At 54.3% G+C, this 20,458-nt stretch carries 15 protein-coding genes; 10 read left to right on the top strand and 5 right to left on the bottom strand.

Translation table 11 applies throughout. The features are described from left to right. The first annotated feature begins 153 nt into the window (after positions 1 to 153). The 4 genes from ACQE32_RS02380 (at position 154) to fucO (ending at position 5,773) form a co-directional block, all read left to right on the top strand. Complete coding sequence (locus ACQE32_RS02380; RefSeq protein WP_427021274.1) at positions 154 to 1,320, top strand: NapC/NirT family cytochrome c; 1,167 nt, start codon at positions 154 to 156, stop codon at positions 1,318 to 1,320. Beyond that, positions 1,317 to 3,794, top strand: a complete 2,478-nt coding sequence (torA, locus tag ACQE32_RS02375) for a trimethylamine-N-oxide reductase TorA (protein WP_427021273.1) — start codon at positions 1,317 to 1,319, stop codon at positions 3,792 to 3,794. The genes ACQE32_RS02380 and torA overlap by 4 nt, the downstream gene beginning before the upstream one ends. A gap of 141 nt (positions 3,795 to 3,935) precedes the next feature. Further along, on the top strand, positions 3,936 to 4,391 hold the full coding sequence (locus ACQE32_RS02370; protein WP_426971991.1) for an N-acetyltransferase family protein: 456 nt from the start codon (positions 3,936 to 3,938) through the stop codon (positions 4,389 to 4,391). Between the two features lie 233 nt (positions 4,392 to 4,624). Continuing rightward, on the top strand, positions 4,625 to 5,773 hold the full coding sequence (fucO, locus tag ACQE32_RS02365) for a lactaldehyde reductase (protein WP_426980771.1): 1,149 nt from the start codon (positions 4,625 to 4,627) through the stop codon (positions 5,771 to 5,773). A gap of 3 nt (positions 5,774 to 5,776) precedes the next feature. On the opposite strand, the gene apbC is transcribed toward fucO, so the two are convergent. Beyond that, entirely contained in the window at positions 5,777 to 6,889 is a 1,113-nt protein-coding gene (gene apbC / locus ACQE32_RS02360; protein ID WP_426971987.1) for an iron-sulfur cluster carrier protein ApbC, read from the bottom strand. 213 nt (positions 6,890 to 7,102) lie between these two features. Between apbC and metG the strand changes: the two genes are divergently transcribed. The 6 genes from metG (at position 7,103) to sanA (ending at position 14,145) form a co-directional block, all read left to right on the top strand. Then, complete coding sequence (gene metG / locus ACQE32_RS02355) at positions 7,103 to 9,133, top strand: methionine--tRNA ligase (RefSeq protein WP_426971985.1); 2,031 nt, start codon at positions 7,103 to 7,105, stop codon at positions 9,131 to 9,133. Between the two features lie 207 nt (positions 9,134 to 9,340). After that, on the top strand, positions 9,341 to 9,733 hold the full coding sequence (locus tag ACQE32_RS02350) for a CidA/LrgA family protein (RefSeq protein WP_085071125.1): 393 nt from the start codon (positions 9,341 to 9,343) through the stop codon (positions 9,731 to 9,733). Continuing rightward, positions 9,726 to 10,418, top strand: coding sequence for a CidB/LrgB family autolysis modulator (locus tag ACQE32_RS02345; RefSeq protein ID WP_085071124.1), 693 nt, complete (start codon positions 9,726 to 9,728; stop codon positions 10,416 to 10,418). Before ACQE32_RS02350 ends, ACQE32_RS02345 begins: the two co-directional genes overlap by 8 nt. Positions 10,419 to 10,546: 128 nt before the next feature. Next, positions 10,547 to 11,437: a cytidine deaminase gene (gene cdd / locus ACQE32_RS02340; protein ID WP_427021272.1), complete on the top strand. Its 891-nt coding sequence runs from the start codon at positions 10,547 to 10,549 to the stop codon at positions 11,435 to 11,437. A 152-nt stretch (positions 11,438 to 11,589) separates the two neighbouring features. Next, the gene (locus tag ACQE32_RS02335) at positions 11,590 to 13,287 is read left to right on the top strand and encodes an NAD-dependent malic enzyme (RefSeq protein WP_426971980.1); all 1,698 of its coding nucleotides are present in this window, start codon (positions 11,590 to 11,592) and stop codon (positions 13,285 to 13,287) included. Positions 13,288 to 13,422: 135 nt separating this feature from the next. Further along, the gene (sanA, locus tag ACQE32_RS02330) at positions 13,423 to 14,145 is read left to right on the top strand and encodes an outer membrane permeability protein SanA (RefSeq protein ID WP_426971979.1); all 723 of its coding nucleotides are present in this window, start codon (positions 13,423 to 13,425) and stop codon (positions 14,143 to 14,145) included. Between the two features lie 55 nt (positions 14,146 to 14,200). Here the strand turns inward: sanA and ACQE32_RS02325 are convergent, their stop codons facing one another. From ACQE32_RS02325 to mglB, 4 genes are all read right to left on the bottom strand, one after another. Continuing rightward, a complete protein-coding gene (locus ACQE32_RS02325) occupies positions 14,201 to 16,243 on the bottom strand; it encodes an FUSC family protein (protein ID WP_426971978.1) in 2,043 nt (680 codons plus the stop codon). A gap of 313 nt (positions 16,244 to 16,556) precedes the next feature. Then, positions 16,557 to 17,567 (bottom strand): galactose/methyl galactoside ABC transporter permease MglC, encoded by a 1,011-nt coding sequence (gene mglC / locus ACQE32_RS02320; protein WP_426971976.1) that lies wholly within the window; start codon positions 17,565 to 17,567, stop codon positions 16,557 to 16,559. Positions 17,568 to 17,586: 19 nt separating this feature from the next. Next, a complete protein-coding gene (gene mglA, locus ACQE32_RS02315; protein WP_420851568.1) occupies positions 17,587 to 19,104 on the bottom strand; it encodes a galactose/methyl galactoside ABC transporter ATP-binding protein MglA in 1,518 nt (505 codons plus the stop codon). Positions 19,105 to 19,172: 68 nt separating this feature from the next. Continuing rightward, entirely contained in the window at positions 19,173 to 20,168 is a 996-nt protein-coding gene (gene mglB / locus ACQE32_RS02310) for a galactose/glucose ABC transporter substrate-binding protein MglB (protein WP_085071117.1), read from the bottom strand. Positions 20,169 to 20,458: the final 290 nt, after the last annotated feature.

Below are 20,458 nucleotides of genomic sequence, written 5' to 3'. Positions count from 1 at the left end.
GCCAGCGCCGTCACGCTTTCCACTATTGATTCCGTTGAACCCCCCCTTTTTTGATACCGCACAACCTGCAACTACCCATATAGAGGTATACAGGTATGTTTTTTTAACGGACGCAACGTTCATTAAATAAATAATTATAAACCAGGAGGTTACATGGCGAGGAACAGGCGCTTTTTACGCTTCGCGTGGCTTAAAAGCTGGCGAATTATGGGGCTGTTGCTGCTGGGAGCGATAGTGGGTGTTGCGGTATTAGCCGGCAGCGTCACGATAATGCATAAAACCAGCGACAGCGAGTTTTGCGTTTCATGCCACAGCATGCAACGTCCGCTGGCGGAATATCAGGGCAGCATTCATTTTCAAAACCCGGCGGGCATCCGAGCCGGGTGCGCTGATTGCCATGTTCCGCCCCAGCCGGTGGATTATATGCTGACAAAAATGGGGGCGTTAAAGGATGTAGTCGGCGAAATCAGCGGCAAGATCGATAGTGAGGAGAAATATAACGCCCATAAACTCACGATGGCGGAATCGGTCTGGAAAACCATGAAAGCCAACGACTCAGCAACCTGCCGTAGCTGTCATAGCTTTGATGCGATGGATGTGCTGGCTCAGCGCCCGGAGGCGCGTAAAGCGCATCCCGTCGCCATCCGTGACGGTCAAACCTGTATCGACTGCCATCGCGGCGTCGCGCATATTCTGCCGGACATGCGTGCCAGCAATGCCAGCGGTGCCACGCAGCTGTTGAACGCCGCCGCCCATACCCCGGCTCAGGCGACACGCCTCTATGCCGTCGCCACGCAGCCGTTCCGTCTTGACCCCAAATCTGACCAGACTCACGGCACCCTGTTCCCTTCCAGCGAAATCACCGTGGTAGAGCGCAACGGCGAACAGCTGCAGGCGCGTCTTAACGGCTGGCAGCAGCAGAATGTGCCCGGTGCCATCTATGCCGCGCCGGGAAAACGCATTATGAGCGCGGTGCTGGATGAGCGTGCCGCCGCGCAGGTGGTCGTGCTGAACAGGCAGACCGACAGCGAAACCGGCCAGCAGTGGAATCAGGTTTCGCTTACCTTCTGGCTGCCGCAAAAAGCCCTGATTGATGACCAGCAGAAAATCTGGCAGTACGCCGCCGGACTGATGTCCGCCAACTGTACCGGCTGCCACGGTCTGACCGCGTTGGATCACTACAACGCGAACCAATGGATTGGCGTGATGAAAGGCATGGCACCGCGCACCTCGCTGGATCAGGAGCAGCTGCGCCTGCTGACCCAGTATGCGCAGAAGCACGCCAGCGATATGAACAACAGAGAGGGACGTGAAAAATGAAAAAAAATCTCACCTCCGGCTGGTCACGCCGACGCTTTTTACAGGCGGGCGGCGGCCTGCTGGCCACCAGCGCACTGCATTTCGGTTACAGTAAAACCGCACTGGCTAAAGCGATTGGTCAGGCACTGCCACAGTTTACCGCCCTGCGTCCGGCGCAAAAAGGCATCCTTACCGCCGCGCACTGGGGCGCTTTCGAAGCGATTATCGAAAATGATCGGATGATTGGCGTACAGCCGGTTTCGGACGATCCGGCGCCAAATGAGCTAATAGCGATGGCGCCCTGGCAGGTTTATGCGCCTAACCGCATCAAAACACCCATGGTACGTAAAAGCTGGCTGGAAAACGGACCTGGCAGCCATCCTGAACGACGCGGGCGCGATAAGTGGGTTGCAGTCAGCTGGGAAAAAGCGATCGCGCTGGTGAGCACGGAAATTAAGCGACTGCAGCAGGATTACGGCCCTTCCGCTATTTACGCTGGCTCTTACGGCTGGAAAAGCACCGGTATGCTGCACAACTGCCGCGCCCTGCTACAGCGTTTAATGAACCTGTGCGGCGGCTTTCTCAGCTACAGCGGCGACTACTCCACCGGCGCAGCCCAGGTAATTATGTCGCACGTGGTCGGCTCTATGGAGGTTTACGAGCAGCAAACCAGTTGGCCCAACGTGCTGGAGCATAGCGAGCTGGTGATTTTGTGGGGCTGTAATCCTCAAACCACGCTGAAAAACAGCTGGAACGTGCCGGATCATATGGGTCTGGAGGGCTTTGCCCAACTGGCGAAAAAAGGCGTCAGGACGATCGCCATCGATCCGATTCGCCAGCCAGGGGCAAAAGCGCTGAATGCCGAGTGGATCGCGCCGCATGCCTATACCGATAGCGCAATGATGCTGGGCATTGCCCATACTTTGCTCAGCGAACAGCTGCATGATGAGGCCTTCCTGAAACGTTACACCGTGGGATTCGATCGCTTCCGCGCCAGTCTGCTGGGTGAAGATGACGGGGTGGTGAAAAATGCGCAATGGGCCAGCACAATCTGCGGCGTTGAAGCGGAAACCATCCGCCAGCTGGCGCGTGATATGGCGCAAAAGCGCACCATGATCATGGCTGGCTGGGGCATTCAGCGTCAGCACCATGGCGAACAGCCGCACTGGCTGCTGGTTACTCTGGCTGCGATGCTGGGTCAGATTGGCCTGCCCGGCGGCGGCTTCGGCTTTAGCTATCACTACTCTTCCGGCGGCAGCCCCACGGCGCGCGGCGGCATTATTTCCGGCATCAGCGCAGGTGACGCGCCCAAAAACGCCCCCGCACCGATTCCGGTGGCACGCATCGCCGACTGTCTGGCGAACCCCGGCAAGACAATTGATTTTAACGGCCGTCAGGTGACGTATCCGGATGTAAAAATGGTCTATGTTGCTGGCGGCAACCCTTTTCATCATCATCAGGATACCAATTATCTGCTGCAGGCGTGGCGGCGGCCGGAAACCATTGTGGTGCAGGAGCCTTACTGGACCGCGACCGCCAGGCACGCTGATATTGTGTTGCCCTGCACCACCAGCTATGAACGCAACGATCTCGATATGGGCGGCGACTACTCCCAGCTGTATGTTTTCCCGATGCGCCAGTGCGTTGCGCCACAGCATCAGGCTCGCAATGACTTCGATATATTTCGGGCGATCGCGGCGCGCCTCGGCGTGGAGCAGGCCTTTACCGAAGGCCGGGACGAGATGCTGTGGCTGAAATCGATGTACGATAATATGAAAGGCCAGGCGCGTACCGCAGGCGTGGCGCTGCCGCCTTTTGATATGTTCTGGCAGTCAAACAGCTATATCCGTTTTCCTGTTCCTGAAGCTAACAAACAGTGGGTACGCTTCGCCGATTTTCGCGCCGACCCGCTGCTTAATCCGCTGGGTACGCCTTCCGGCAAGATTGAAATTTTCTCACAGCGCATCGCTGCGATGCAGTACGCGGATTGTCCGGGACTACCGGGCTGGCTACCGCCGCAGGAGTGGCACGGTAGCCCGCTGGCTGAACGCTGGCCGCTGTCGCTTAACACAGCGCATCCGGCCCTGCGGCTCCATTCACAGCTGGATAATACCCCGCTGCGCAAGAAGCACGCGGTTGCCAATCGCGAGGAGATCCTTATCAATCCGCAGGATGCCGCGCGGCGCGGAATTCGCAGCGGCGATCTGGTGCGCGCCTTTAACGCGCGCGGGCAGATTCTGGTCGGCGCACTGGTTACCGAAGATATCCGTCCTGGCGTGGTGCGTATCAGCGAAGGTGCCTGGTACGATCCCGCCGAGCCCGCCCAGCCCGGTACGCTGTGTCGCAACGGCAACGTAAACTGCCTCACCGTTGATATCGGTACCTCTATGCTGGCGCAGGGCAACTGTGGCCATATGGCACTGCTGGAGATTGAAAAGTATCAGGGCGATGCGCCTCCCAACACAGCGCACGCCATGCCGTCCGGCGTGGTCTGATTGGTGTTTGCGCTGCCGCCCCGAAGCCGGGGCGGTTTTACCTGATACAAGCCTTTCTTCCCCCCCGCTCCATCCACCCGCCATTAATCATGCTAATTTTATTAACATCTGTTGATCTCGCACGGTGCATAAGGAGAACGCATGCATATACGACCTTTTACCGAAGCTGACCGCCCTTTTTTGCGCACGCTGTTCCTTGCCTCGCGTAAAGCAAACTGGACATGGCTTGATCCCGAGGGCTGGCAGCTGGAAGATTTTGACCAGGTGGTGTTAGGCGAAAAGGTGCTGGTTGCCGAAGAGGAAGGGCACCGGCTGGGTTTTGCTGCCTGGCTGGAAAATGACAATTTTCTGCATAGCCTGTTTATCGATCCCCAGTATCAGGGACGCGGCGTCGGTAGTGCGCTGCTCCAGGCAATTCAGGCGCGCTTTACCTCTACCGGCGCACTGAAGTGCCTGCTGGAAAATAAATCGGCCCAGCAATTTTATCTGCATCATGGCTGGCAAATCGTTTCTGAGGGGGAAAGCGAACATGGACGCTACCTGCTGATGCACTATCGTAAAGCGACCCGACTGCGCTACGCACAACAGCAGGCATGATTTAACCTATTGATAATATTTGATTATTTTATTTAACCCCCTAAAAGCGTGAACTCTCTGCATCGTTTCTTACTGCCAGTGCCAGATTGCCTGAGCCGGTGACCGTAACGGAAAGGTTTCCCCAGACTTGCTTCGTTAGTTTTATCTCTATCAATCGAAAGACGCATTTTCAGGCTGCCGATTGCGCTGCGGGTTCCGGCGCAGGCAGGTTTCAGATCTTGATGGAGATAAACATGAGTTTTCAACTGGCATTACCGGGCATCAGCCTGCATGGCTATGAAGCCATTGCCGATATGGCGCGCCTGCTGACGCAAAAAAACTGGGGCAAGGCGCTGATTGTGACCGACGCGCAGCTGGCGCAGCTGGGTTTAACCCGCAGCCTGACCCAAAGCCTGGATCAACAGGCGATTCCTTATGCCCTGTTTACCGGCGTCGCGCCCAATCCCACAGAACAACAGGTGCAGGCCGGTATTGCCGCCTTTCGTGAGCAGCAGTGCGATTTTCTGATCGCCTTTGGCGGCGGCAGCCCGATTGATACCGCCAAAGCCATTAAAATTCTCACCGCCAATCCGGGCCGCGCGGTGGATTACGCGGGCGTTGGCAAAGTGCGTCAGCCCGGCGTGCCATTGGTGGCGATTAATACCACCGCCGGTACCGCCGCCGAAGCCACCAGCAATGCGGTGATCACCGACAGCGATCGTCAAATTAAGCAGGTTATTATCGATACTCACCTGATCCCTGATATTGCCGTTGACGATCCGGCGGTGATGCTGGGCATTCCGCCTGATGTCACCGCTGCAACCGGTATGGATGCGCTGACGCATGCGCTGGAAGCCTATGTTTCGCTGGGTGCGCATGTTCTCACCGATCCTTCAGCGCTGGAAGCGATGGCTCTTATCCGCCGCTGGCTGCCGATCGCAGTTGAGGAAGGAGACAATCGCGAGGCGCGCGAAATGATGGCCTGCGCGCAGTATCTGGCAGGCATGGCTTTTAACAGCGCCGGATTGGGTCTGGTGCATGCGCTGGCCCATCAGCCGGGCGCTACTCACAATCTTCCGCATGGCGTCTGCAACGCAATTTTACTGCCGGTAGTGGCGGCCTTTAACCGCTCCGCCAGCGTGGCCCGTTTCGCCCGTATTGCCGTTGCGCTGGGGGTCGATACTTCCGCTATGGACGATGAGGCTGCCAGCCATGCCGCGATTCAGGCGCTGCGCCAGCTGGCAGCACAGGTTGGCATCCCTTCCGGCTTCCGCCAGCTGGGCATTAATGAAAACGATATCGAAGGCTGGCTGGATAAAGCGCTGGCCGATCCCTGCGCGCCCGCGAATCCCCGCCCTGCCACGCGTGAGCAGGTACGGGAACTCTATCTCCAGGCGCTGTAACGGTTACAGGGCGCGGAAAGCGATGTCGCCAGGGATAACCTCTCCCTGCCAGTAAAGCTCAGCTGCCACCGCGCCCGCCAGTTGACGATAGATCTCGGCAAATTCACTCTCCGGTCGGCGGATCACTGTGGGCTGACCGGCATCAAGATCTTCACGCAGCGTAATATGCAGCGGCAGCTGGCCCAGCAGGCGGGTATGATATTTTTCCGCCAGCATCTCTGCTCCGCCGCTGCCGAAAATCGCTTCATGATGGCCGCAGTTGCTGCAAATATGCATGCTCATATTTTCCACCACGCCCAGCACCGGCACGTCAACCTTTTCAAACATCACAATCCCTTTGCGGGCATCGATCAATGCCACATCCTGCGGCGTCGTTACCACTACCGCGCCGGTCACCGGCACGTTTTGCGCCAGCGTCAGTTGAATATCGCCAGTGCCCGGCGGCATATCCAGCACCAGGTAATCCAGATCTGGCCACAGGGTTTCATTAAGCAGCTGCATCAGCGCTTTGCTGGCCATCGGGCCGCGCCATACCATCGCGTTATCTTCGGTAACCAGATAGCCGATTGAGTTGGTGGCCAGGCCATGCACCATAATCGGTGCCATATGCTTGCCGTCCGGTGAAGAGGGACGCTGATCTTCGGTGCCCAGCATGGTCGGCACCGATGGGCCGTAAATATCAGCATCCAGAAGACCGACGCGTGCGCCTTCCGCCGCCAGCGCCAGCGCCATGTTTACTGCGGTACTGGATTTGCCTACGCCGCCTTTACCTGAGCTAACGGCAATAATATTTTTCACACCGTTAACGCCCGGCTGGTTTTTTACCCGCTTCAGAGTGGCGACATCATGGCTTAAACGCCAGTCGATCGCCTGCGCGCCGGTAATACGCAGCAGATCGGCGCTGGTTTGCTCCTGTAACGCTTCAAAACCGCTGCCCCAGGCAAAGGGCATTTTGATTTCAATATGCAGCTTGTTGTCCATCAACGCGACATGGTTCAGCGCTTTCAGCGCGGTGAGGTTATGCTTCAGCGTCGGATGGGTAAAGGTTTTTAATACGCCTGCGGTCATGGCGCGCAGCGTGTCGGGCGCTAAGGCCCTCTGGGAGTGTGAACTCATCCCTTCTCCTTGTGTTCGGGTTGTTTTATGTCCGGGCTGGTCGCCTGTTTCGACAACCAGCCTTTTCCGGGCATAAGTTGATGTTTCTAAGCATACCAGAAGCCCGTACAAATCGTATTTGCCTGACAGCGCGCGAAATCCCTTTGTTTACGTCAGGTCGGGCTTTCGGTTACCATCTAAAGCCCTTTTTAACCAGAAGAAATAAGTCCCGCTATGACTCAAGTCGCGAAAAAAATAATGGTAACGTGCGCTCTGCCGTACGCTAATGGCCCTATCCATCTCGGCCATATGCTGGAGCACATTCAGGCTGATATTTGGGTCCGTTACCAGCGAATGCGCGGCAATCAGGTTTGGTTCATTTGTGCCGACGACGCGCACGGCACCCCGATTATGCTGAAAGCACAGCAGATGGGAATTACGCCTGAGCAGATGATTGCTGAGATGAGTCAGGCGCATCAGAAAGATTTCGCTGGCTTTAACATCAGCTACGACAACTATCACTCCACGCACAGCGATGAGAACCGCGAGCTGTCGGAGCTGATTTATACCCGTCTGAAAGAGAACGGGTTTATTAAAAATCGTACTATTTCGCAGTTATTCGATCCGGAAAAAGGCATGTTTCTGCCGGATCGCTTTGTAAAAGGCACCTGCCCGAAATGTAAATCGGCCGACCAGTATGGTGATAACTGCGAAGTGTGCGGCGCAACCTATAGCCCGACCGAGCTGATCGATCCGAAATCGGTGATTTCCGGCGCGACGCCGGTGATGCGTGATTCTGAGCATTTCTTCTTCGATCTGCCCTCCTTCAGCGAAATGCTGCAGGCCTGGACTCGCTCCGGCGCGTTGCAGGAGCAGGTAGCAAATAAAATGCAGGAGTGGTTTGAATCGGGTCTGCAACAGTGGGATATCTCCCGCGATGCGCCCTATTTCGGCTTTGAGATCCCGGGCGCGCCGGGTAAATATTTTTATGTCTGGCTGGATGCGCCGATCGGCTATATGGGCTCGTTCAGGAACCTGTGCGATAAGCGTGGCGATCTGAACTTTGACGAATACTGGCAGAAAGACTCCACTACCGAGCTGTATCACTTTATCGGTAAGGATATTGTTTACTTCCACAGCCTGTTCTGGCCAGCCATGCTGGAAGGCAGCAATTTCCGTAAGCCGAACAACCTGTTTGTTCATGGCTACGTGACGGTAAACGGCGCCAAGATGTCTAAATCGCGCGGCACCTTTATCAAGGCCAGCACCTGGCTTGAGCATCTGGATGCCGACAGCCTGCGCTATTACTATGCGGCCAAGCTCTCTTCACGCATCGATGATATTGACCTTAACCTGGAGGATTTTGTCCAGCGCGTTAATGCCGATATCGTCAATAAAGTGGTTAACCTGGCTTCACGCAACGCTGGCTTTATCGCCAAACGTTTCGGCGGCAAGCTGGCAGACCATCTGGCAGATCCGGCGCTGTATAAGACCTTTACCGATGCCGCTGACAGCATTGGCGATGCCTGGCTCAGCCGCGAATATGGCCGAGCGATCCGTGAAATCATGGCGCTGGCGGACGTGGCTAACCGCTATGTTGATGAACAGGCACCGTGGGTGGTGGCGAAGCAGGAGGGCCGCGATGCCGATCTGCAGGCGATCTGCACCATGGGCATTAATCTGTTCCGCGTGCTGATGACCTGGCTGAAGCCGGTACTGCCATCGTTAAGTGAGCGCGCGGAAAGCTTCCTGAAAACTGAACTGCAGTGGGATGCGATCGCTACGCCGCTGCTGGATCATGAGGTTGCCACGTTTAAAGCCCTTTACAGCCGTATCGAAATGCCGAAGGTAAACGCGCTGATCGAAGCATCAAAAGAAGATGCCGCTGCCGCCGCAAAACCAGCGGTCTCCGGCCCGCTGGCGGACGATCCCATCGCTGACACCATTACCATCGACGATTTTGCCAAAGTGGATATGCGCGTGGCGTTGATTAAAACCGCCGAGCTGGTTGAAGGTTCCGATAAGCTGCTGCGTCTGGAGCTGGATGTGGGTGGTGAAATGCGCCAGATCTTCTCCGGTATTCGCGCCGCTTACCCGGATCCGTCGGTGCTGGTGGGGCGTCATACCATTATCGTGGCTAACCTGGCCCCGCGTAAAATGCGCTTTGGCGTATCGGAAGGCATGGTGCTGTCGGCAGGCCCGGGTGGTAAAGATCTGTTTATTCTCGGCGCGGACGGCGCTCAGCCGGGCATGCCGGTAAAATAAAACTCCTTGATGGGGAGCGTTAAAACCGGGTCCGGTGCCGGCGACGGACGTTCCGGCCAATGGTAAAGACGCCCCCTGACAGCCTGGCCTGCGGATGTTATGCCGCAGGCCGCTTTACTCCTTCATCGCTCTTACAGATAAACGTGACCGGTAGCACGAAAAGGGGTTTCAGCGTATGATTATCAGCGCTAACCACAGGAGTCTGCCATGTCAGTTGTGCTGTCTGCCTGCTGGCGCTATCTGCGCGCCTTCATCATTATTTATCTCTGTCTCTATGCCGGTATCGGTATTTCATCCCTGCTGCCTATCGTGATCCCCGGCAGTATCATCGGCATGCTGATCCTCTTTTTGCTGCTGGGATTTCAGATTGTCCCGGTAAAATGGGTGAAGCCTGGCTGTTATCTGATCATCCGTTACATGGCACTGCTGTTTGTACCGATCAGCGTCGGCGTGATGAACTACACCGATATCCTCACCGCTCAGTTCGGCCCGATTATGGTTTCCTGTGTGCTCAGCACCCTGCTGGTATTAATGGTTGTCGGCTACAGCTCGCATCGCCTGCACAGCAAGCCCATCGTGGGGGAAAATAAAAATGAGTGATATGTGGTGGTCGCTGCCGCTGACCCTGGCGGTGTTTTTTTCTGCCCGCTGGCTGGCGGCGCGGGTAAAAATTTCCCTGTTTAATCCGCTGCTGATCTCAATGGCGGTGATCATTCCCCTGCTGTTGCTGATCAATATGCCCTACGCGCGCTACTTCCAGGGCAGCGAGATCCTGAATAGTCTGTTGCAGCCTTCCGTGGTCGCGCTGGCCCTGCCGCTCTATGAGCAAATCCATCAAATTCGCGCCCGCTGGAAATCGATTATCGGCGTCTGTTTTATTGGCAGCATTACCGCCATGGTCTCCGGCACCGCTATCGCCCTGTGGCTTGGCGCAACGCCGGAAATTGCCGCCACCATTATGCCGAAATCGGTCACCACGCCGATTGCGATGGCAGTTTCCGCCTCACTGCATGGCATTCCGGCGATTAGTGCTATCTGTGTACTGATTGCAGGCGTACTGGGCGCGGTATTTGGCCACATGCTGCTTAACCTGATGCGAATTAAAACCAAAGCCTCACGCGGACTGGCGATCGGCAACGCGTCGCATGCGCTTGGCACGGCACGCTGCGCCGAAATGGACTATCAGGAAGGGGCATTCAGTTCGCTGGCGCTGGTAATCTGCGGCATCATTACCTCGTTGCTGGCACCGTTTCTTTTTCCTGTGTTGCTCGCCCTTTTTGGCTAAAAGTTGCGAGAGATCGCGCAAATTGTAATTTCATTTCATACATTGCATTGCCGTAGCGACACAGATCACATATAACCCGTTGTCGGTGCTTTACAATTTTGGGATATCCCTTTTATAAGAGGCATGCAATGCATCCACGTTTTCGTCCGGCCTTTGCCGACTTAGCGGCTGAACTTCAGACCGCCCTTCTTCCCATCCTTGACGCTGAAGATTTTGCCGCCTTTTTAACACCCGACCAGGTCGATTCTTTATGTCAGCGGAGCGGCATGGATGCAGACGCTTTAGCACTGGCGCTGCTGCCGCTGGCTGCTGCCTGCGCCGTTACGCCGCTGTCGCACTTTAACGTCGGCGCCGTTGCGCGCGGCAACAGCGGGCACTGGTATTTTGGTGCTAATATGGAATTTGCCGGTGCCACTATGCAGCAGACGGTGCATGCGGAGCAGAGCGCGGTAACCCACGCCTGGCTACGTGGCGAAAGCGGCCTGCAAACGATCACGGTCAACTACACGCCCTGCGGCCACTGCCGCCAGTTTATGAACGAACTGAACAGCGGCACGGCGCTGCGTATCAGTTTACCTGGCCGCCCGGTGGCGACGCTGGGCGACTATCTGCCGGACTCCTTTGGCCCACGAGATCTGCATATCTCCACCCTGGTGATGGATGAGGTTGATCACGGCTATGCGCCCACAGGAGATGCGCTGGCTCAGGCGGCCATCGCGGCGGCCAACCGCAGCCATGCCCCCTACAGCCAGGCGCATAGCGGCATTGCGCTGGAAAGCGCCAGCGGCGCAATTTATCACGGCGGATATATTGAAAATGCGGCCTTTAACCCCAGCCTGCCTCCGCTACAGGCGGCGCTGATCCTGCTGAATATGCATGGCGAAAGCTGCCAGCAGATCGTCCGCGCCGTACTGGCGGAACTGCCCGATGCGCAATTGCAGCAGCAGCCCGCCACCGCCGCCACCCTTCAGGCGCTGGGCTGCGGTACGCTTCATACCGTTACGCTAAAAAAAGCGTAACGCCTGGCGCAAAGTGTCAGCTTTTGTTATCGAAAGTTAACAAAAGCTGTACTTCTGCGAGAATTTTCTTAGGATCGTGGCACCCCTTATCGTGATAAAAACACGGGCCACTTCCCCAAAGAGAACGTGCCTGTAACCGGAGCAAACACTGCATGGAACTCGATTACGAGAGTAAACGTCCGCTTTATATTCCCTACGCTGGTCCCATTCTGCTGGAATTTCCACTACTCAACAAAGGCAGCGCCTTTACCATTGAAGAGCGCAACGACTTTAACCTTAACGGCCTGCTGCCGGAAACAGTGGAAACCATTGAGGAACAGGCGGAGCGTGCCTGGCGTCAGTTTCAGGATTTTAAAAACAATAACGATAAGCACGTCTACCTGCGCAACATTCAGGACACTAACGAAACGCTGTTCTATCGCCTGCTCGACAATCATCTGGAAGAGATGATGCCGATTATTTATACCCCGACGGTAGGGGCTGCCTGCGAGCATTTCTCCGAGATCTACCGTCGCGCGCGCGGGCTGTTTATCTCCTACCCCAATCGCGCCAGCATTGAAGATATGCTGCAGAACGCCACCAAACAGAATGTGAAGGTGATCGTGGTCACCGACGGCGAACGTATTCTGGGTCTTGGCGATCAGGGTATCGGTGGCATGGGCATTCCGATCGGTAAACTGTCGCTCTATACCGCCTGCGGCGGCATCAGCCCGGCTTACACCCTGCCGGTGGTGCTGGATGTCGGCACCAATAATCAGCAGTTGCTGAACGATCCGCTCTATATGGGCTGGCGTCATCCGCGTATTACCGGCGAAGAGTATGACCGCTTTGTCGATGAATTTATTCAGGCGGTGCGCAGCCGCTGGCCGAACGTGCTGCTGCAGTTTGAAGATTTCGCCCAGAAGAACGCAATGCCGTTGCTGGAGCGCTATCGCGATCAGCTTTGCTGTTTCAACGATGATATTCAGGGCACCGCCGCAGTAACGCTTGGCACACTGATCGCCGCCAGCCGTGCTGCGGGCAATCGCCTGCGCGATCAAAACGTGGTATTCCTCGGCGCGGGTTCCGCAGGTTGCGGCATCGCCGAACAGATTATCGCCCAGATGAAATCGGAAGGTTTGAGCGATGAAGAAGCGCGCGCCAAAGTCTTTATGGTGGACCGCTTTGGCCTGCTGACCGATAAGTTGCCTAACCTGCTCAGCTTCCAGAGCAAGCTGGTACAGAAAAGCGAAAACCTTAGCGACTGGAATCTGCCCAGCGACGCCATCTCGCTGATGGATGTAGTGCGCAATGCCAAACCAGATATTTTGATTGGCGTATCGGGCCAGCCGGGTCTGTTCAGCGAAGAAATTATCCGCGAGATGCATAAACATTGCGCGCGTCCGATCGTGATGCCCCTTTCTAACCCAACCTCCCGGGTAGAAGCCACGCCAGCCGACCTGCTCAGCTGGACCGATGGCGCGGCGCTGGTTGCGACCGGCAGCCCATTTGCGCCGGTAACCTGGCAGGGCAAAACCTATCCTATTGCCCAGTGCAACAACTCCTATATTTTCCCGGGCATAGGTTTGGGCGTGATCGCCTCTGGCGCAACGCGCGTAACCGACAGCATGCTGATGGCGGCCAGCCGCGCGCTGGCAGACTGCTCGCCGCTGGTAAATGAAGGCGAAGGGCCGGTGCTGCCGGAAATCAAAGATATTCAGGGCGTATCCAAAGTGATCGCGATGGCGGTAGGCAAGGCGGCGCAGCTGGCGGGCGTGGCGGTTGTCACCTCGGAAGATGTGCTCTCCCGGGCGATTGCCAATAATTTCTGGATGCCGCAGTATCGTAACTATCGTCGCACCTCGATTTAAGCGACACCCTCTCCACCCGAGCAACGGCGGAGATTGTTTAAAAAAGCCGCGCCCGACCGGCGCGCGCTTGCTTCACGTTAACGCCTCAAGTAGCCTTGAGACATTCTTTCCGCCCCATCCTGAGCAATGCCGAACATGTTGAAACGCATGACATATGGTCTGATTATCATCCTGCTGTTGATGATCCTGACCGCGCTCGGCCTCGATCGCTGGATTGCATGGAAAACGGCCCCGTGGATTTATGAAGATCTGACCTCGTTGCCGCATCGTCAGGTGGGTGTGGTGCTGGGCACCGCCAAATATTATCGTACCGGCGTACAGAACCAGTACTACTACTACCGCATCCGGGGCGCAATCAATGCCTATAACAGCGGCAAGGTTAACTATCTGCTGCTCAGCGGCGATAACGCGCAGCAGAGCTACAACGAGCCGATGACCATGCGTCGCGATCTGATCGCCGCTGGCGTCAATCCTGGCGATATCGTACTGGATTATGCCGGATTTCGTACTCTCGATTCGATTGTGCGCACCCGCAAAGTGTTTGATACCAACGATTTTATTATTATTACCCAACGCTTCCACTGCGAACGTGCGCTGTTTATCGCGCTGCATATGGGCATCCAGGCGCAGTGCTACGCGGTGCCCTCGCCGAAAAATATGTTAACGGTTCGCGCGCGTGAAGTGGCCGCCCGTCTTGGCGCGCTGGCCGATCTCTATATTATGAAGCGTGAGCCGCGTTTTCTTGGCCCGCTGATCCCAATCCCGGCGGTGCATGAAGTGCCGCAGGATGCGCAGAGCTATCCGGCGGTGACGCCGGAACAGCTGCTGGAGCTGGAGCAAAAGCGACAGAAGAAGTAGCGGCTTCTCTGTCGCCTCTTATAACGCCGCCTTGCTATTGAGTAGCGAATGAGACTCAGAGCCAGCGCTGCTGCGGATAAAGCGAGACGCGGATATTGAACAGATGCACCATGGCCGCAAAGGTCGCCGGGCAGGTAAGCGAAAGCGTCTCCAGCTTTTTCAGTAACTGATTCAGTTCATCCAGTAAATCCTGATGCGGCTGGGTCTGTAACGCCTTTATTTTGCGCCGCAGATAGAGGCTCAGCTCGTGAAACATCTGGCTGCTGTCAATCCGATGCTGTTGCAGCTCCGTGTGATAGCGCGCGTAAAAGTCATAGCAGTTAGCGCCAATCCAGGTTTCAGCGATCAGATCGCCTGCCGCACTTAGCTCAGCATCAGGATCGAGCTGTCTGCGCGGCAGAATGATATTGACCCGGTCGAGCATGCGGATAATAAAATGCTGGCGCATCAGCAGAGAAGAAGAGTTCCTTTCCACCGCTTTAATGAACCCCAGCAGATCCCTTATTCCCATGGAAAACGCGCGCCGGGCGATCCAGGAAGGCCGCCTGTTTCTGATAATGGCAGAAAGCGCCACGGCAATGATGATGCCGGCCAGAGTAGAAATACCGGCATTCAGCGTCGCAATCAAATTGGGCACATAGTGATGGCTAAGCCCAATAAAGCCGGGCAGCTGAATGGCCACGCTCAGCCCTATCAAATTGGTGGCAGGCCGGGCCAGTACCAGACCCAGCACGAACAGTCCGGGAAACAGGCAGATGATCAGCGCCTGTAACGTATTGGCCTGCGGTATCAGCACCGCGATATAAAACAGACTGATCAGCAGCGCAATTACCACGCCTTTAATAAACAGCCGCATGGGCGTGACCGGAGAATCGATGCTGGCAAAAAAAGAGCTGGTGATTGCTGCCATCAGCGGCGCATTCGCTCCGTCAGCCCAGCCGCTGCCTATCCAGAACAGCGAGGAAAGAAAGGTCGCCATAAACGCGGTTACGGCCGAAAGCAGCAACAGGCGCTGGTCGGTATGCCGCATATTCGTGCTGCTTTTAGACAAAACGGCATCGCTGCTGCTGTAGAGATCCGCTGCACGGGCGGTCACATTGTGCCAGGCGTCATCAATGCGGACAAAATTCCCCAGCCGCTCCAGTAGCCCGGTAAAGAGTAAAATCTCCTCCGTGCTGATGTTTCCTTCACGCCACGCTTGTTGCAGGGAAGTCTGACATTCCGCAAGCAGGTGCTGTATCACTGCCGTATTGCGGGAAACATCAAAATTAAGCCATAAGAGGAAGTGTTGAAAAACATGCGTCACGCACGGCGGAAACGGGATTTTCAGTTCGGCCAGCAGCGTGAGCCGGGTTTCAATCGCGGTCAGCGTTGGCAACAGCCAGGTTAAATGCTTGTACTGTACGCTGACCAGCCTGATCACGTTGCGCGCGGCCTCGCCATCATAGATACAGTGGGTGAGAAGCGTTTCAACATTCAGTGGATAGTTCGCCATGCCAATCAGGATATCTTCCCGCTCAGGCGAACGGCGTCCTGAGGTATGGGCAATTAAATCATTACAGAGTTTCTGTGCCGTTTTATACCAGTTGTTTACGCTCTGGCTTAGCAGATGATGCATGGGAACAGGCAGTATCAGTCGGTGAATCAGCGAACTACAGACGATACCCAACGTAATCTCTTCAAGGCGTGAAATCACCGTCCCGGTAATGGCATAGGGCGAGCTGACATCAGGAAATCCCATAATAGCCGCGCTGTATCCAGCCAGCATAAAAATATAGCTTTTAGGCGTACGATCTTTCAGCGACAGATAGAGACAAACGGACACCCATAACGAAACGCTAAAGCTGAAAAACAGCGGTGACTGCACCGTTTCGGGATAAATCAATAAAATAAAGAAACCGCCAAGCAGCGTTCCCAACAGGCGAAACACCGATTTTGACAGCGTGGAAGCGGCATATAACTGCGAAGTAACAAAAACCGTTGTTACTGCCCAGGCAGGTTTTTCAAAGTTAAGGAGAAGCGCAATCGATAAAGCCAGAAACGCGGCGAGAGACGTTTTGCATGAAAACAAAACCGCGCTTTTTGTGAACCACTTCATTTAGGGGGAGTACCGTAGCACAAGTATGTGCCGCCTATTCTGGCAAACGGAATAAAAACTTACTCTCACTAAAAATATACAAATTGTTTCCAGCGTGGCTTTAATTATTTAATTAAATTAAAACATCGCCGTTTTAATTTGTTTTATTTAATCACATTAATGCTTATTACTTATCTTTCTCCAGGCAATAGCATGTTCAAAAAAAGCCAGCTGCCTGTATTCCGCTGATTGCTAATAGCTATAAAGATGGTATCAGGTGAATAAAATTAACCTATAACATCACAGGCGGCGGTTTTCACCGCCGCCTTGGTGCTTATTTTTTACGCGAATATTTCAGTGAGTCTAGCGCCACGGCGAAAATGATAATGCCGCCCTTGATAATGTACTGCCAGTAAGGGTTAACGCCGATATAGGTCAGACCGTAGTTGATAACGGTAAAGATCAGTACCCCGGTCACCACGCCCGCTACGGTACCGACGCCGCCGGCAAAGGAGACGCCGCCCACCACGCACGCCGCGATGGCATCCAGTTCGTACATAAAGCCAAGGTTGTTGGTGGCGCTGCCGATACGGCCCGCTTCCAGCAACCCGCCGAAGGCATAGAACACGCCGGACAGCGCATAAATCAGGATCAGGTTAAGAGGAACGTTAACGCCGGAAACTCTTGCCGCTTCCGGGTTGCCGCCAATGGCAAAAATGTTTTTGCCGAAGCGCGTTTTGTTCCACAGGATCCAGACAAACACAATAGCGATAATGGCGTAGAACGTGATGTAAGAGAGTTTAAAATCGCCAAAACGCAGAAAGCCCTGGGTAAAGGTAGAGAAGCTCGCGTCAAATCCGGCAATCGGCGAAGCGCCCACGTAATCGTAATAGAGCGAGTTAATGCCGTAGACGATAATCATGGTGCCCAGCGTGGTGATAAACGGCGTCACTTTCAGATAAGCGATAATGATGCCGTTAACCAGACCAATCAGGCCGCCCACCACACAGACCACCAGAATCACCAGCGGGATCGGTAAGGTAGCCATGTCAGGGAACACTTTATTGGCGTTTTCCATCGACTGCAGCAGCGTTGCCGCTACCACCGCCGCCAGCCCAACCTGTCGTCCGGCGGAAAGGTCAGTGCCCTGGGTAACAATCAATCCAGCCACGCCCAGCGCGATAATAATACGCACCGAAGACTGAGTCAGAATATTACTCAGGTTCATTAAGCTGAGAAAAGTGGGATCCTGGAAGATAATAATTGCCAGCAGCACCAGCAATACCATATAAATGCCGCCCTCTTTTAACCAGGTCAGCGCATTCTTTTTAGTTGTAGCTTTCATGGTAACAGCCCTTACATCATTAAAGGTGTAACGACGCTAAACGTAATATTTCGTTCTGCGTGGTATTTTTGGTTTCGACAATACCGGCAACGAGACCGTTACTCATTACCAGGATCCGGTCAGTAATTCCCAACAGCTCCGGCATTTCAGAAGAGATAATAATGATGCCTTTATCTTTCTTCGCCAGCTCGGAAATAAGCTGATAAATTTCAAACTTTGCGCCAACGTCTATGCCGCGCGTTGGTTCATCCAGCATTAATATTTCCGGCTGGGTAAGCAGCCAGCGGCCAATAATCACTTTCTGCTGGTTACCACCGGAAAGCGAGCCTATTGAGGTATGATGTCCCGGCGTTTTTACCCGCATGGAATCAATCACCCACTGGGTATCGCTTTTCATACGGCTGTTATCCAGCAGGCCGAAGCGGTTTTTATACTGACGAATATTAGAAATTAACGAGTTAAAGCCAATATCCAGGTAGGCGTAAATCCCGGTGGATCGACGCTCTTCGGTAACCAGCGCAAAGCCGTGGTTAATCGCCTCATTGGCGCTGTGATTATTGATCGCCTTGCCGTGCAGCTTAATGGTGCCGCCCGACTTTTCGCGAATGCCAAACAGCGTCTCTACGATATCGGTACGCTTGGCGCCCACCAGACCGGCAATGCCAAGGATCTCCCCTTTATGCAGATCGAAGGAAACATCACGGATCGAAGGCTGACGTAGCGAGGTCAGATTGCGCACTTCCAGAATCACTTCGCCCGGCACGTTGGTTTTATCGGGGAAACGCTGATTCAGAGAGCGTCCTACCATCATGGCGATGATCTTATCCATATCCAGCCCTTCCAGCGGCTGGGTATTGATCCACTGGCCGTCGCGCAGAATGGTAATTTCATCGCAAAGCTGAAATATCTCTTCCATCTTATGTGAGATATAAACAATGCCGCAGCCACGATCTTTTAGCTTACGAATAATGGTAAACAGATGATTAACTTCTTTCTCAGTCAGAGAAGAGGTAGGCTCATCCATAATCACGATTTTAGCGTCATAGGAAAATGCTTTGGCAATTTCCACCATCTGCATTTGCGAAACGGAAAGCAGCGCTACTTTGTCGCGCGGATCGATATCAATATCCAGCTCATCAAAAATGGCCTTGGTATCGCGATACATTTTATCGTGATCGACAAATATGCCTTTGCGCGGATAACGCCCCAGCCACATGTTGTCCATTACCGAACGCTGCAGCACCAGGTTTAATTCCTGATGCACCATGGATACGCCATTTTCCAGCGCCTCTTTCGCGCTCTGGAAATTAACCTCTTTACCCTGAAAAACAATGCTGCCGCTGTCCTTACTGTAAATACCAAACAGGCATTTTAATAAGGTCGATTTCCCCGCGCCATTCTCTCCCATCAGCGCGTGAACGGAATGCGGCCGGACTTTTAGATTGACATTATCTAAAGCCTTTACGCCGGGAAATGACTTATTGACATTAGTCATCTCCAGCAAATATTCATGCTGTGCTGTTTTTTCACTGGCCATAATTTACCTGGCTAAATATATCTGCGTCTGGCAAAAAAGGGCACAGCTATCGCTGTGCCCGACTTCGTTTATTTACTGAATTGAGCAAGGTTTTCTTTATCTACCGCAACGTAAGGAATACGTACGATTTTATTTTCCAGCTTAAAGTTGGTGCCTTCAGCAGCCGGTTTGCCAGCCGCCAGATTTTTCGCCAGTTCAAAGGTGGCTTTCGCCTGGTTGGCACCGTCGTTCAGTACCGTACCGGCCATTGCACCCGATTTCACCATTGCCAGCGCTTCCGGCAGCGCATCGACGCCGAATACCGGAATGGAAGATTTATTGTGCGCCTTCAGCGCTTCTACCGCGCCCATCGCCATCGCATCGTTGTTAGCGATCACTACTTCGATTTTGTTGGCGTTAGGGCCAGAGAGCCAGGCGTCAACTTTGTCTTTTGCCTGAGCGGTGTCCCACATCGCGGTATCCATCGCCAGCTGCTGCGTTTTGATACCGTCTTTATTCAGCGTCTCGATCACGTATTTGGTACGTGCTTCCGCATCCGGGTGACCCGGTTCGCCTTTCAGCAGCACGAACTGAATCTGACCATCTTTATTCAGATCCCATGCCGGCGTCGCTTTCCAGTGCTTCTCAATCAGCTGCCCCTGGATCACGCCAGACTCTTTAGAATCGGTACCGACATAATACGCTTTGTCATAGCCAGCCAGCACTTTGGCGCTCGGTTCTTTGTTAAAGAACACCACCGGTACGTCGTTGCTGCGCGCTTTATCAATCACTACGCCTGCCGCTGCCGGGTCAACCAGGTTGATTGCCAGCGCTTTAACCCCTTTTGCCAGCAGCACGTCAATCTGATCATTCTGTTTTGACTGGTCATTCTGCGAGTCATTCATCAGCAGTTGGACGCCACCGGCAGCCTGCGCATCTTTTTCCAGATCCTTACGCACCATCGACATAAAGTTATCGTCATATTTATAGATGGTCACGCCAATACGGGTATCTGCTGCGTGCGCCGTTGCACCAAACATCATGCTGGCAACCAGGGCTGTGAGGGTGAAAACCTTCTTATTCATAATATTAGTATCTCCGGTTTTTACAGGGGTCGTTCTACATCCAAACCCTCCATCCAGCAGATGAAGGTGTGCGGATACTCAGTGAAAAAATCGGCCTGGGCGGGTAGTTAACTAAACGTTACGCAAAGCCGATGGATTGCTGACACAAAACCTGACTTCCTTAATCGGTAACGCTTCCTGGAAAGTAATGCCAAACTGTTGCGCGGCACGCTGTAGAGCAGTTCAGCCTGCAGGCTAAAACCGTTACATAATGTTTCATCGCCGTTAAGTCGCTGCTATCATAGAGAGGC

Source organism: Pantoea sp. FN0302, from assembly GCF_050113775.1.
GTDB classification, from domain to species: Bacteria; Pseudomonadota; Gammaproteobacteria; order Enterobacterales; family Enterobacteriaceae; genus Mixta; species Mixta alhagi.
This window is presented reverse-complemented; position numbering and strand designations above follow the sequence as displayed.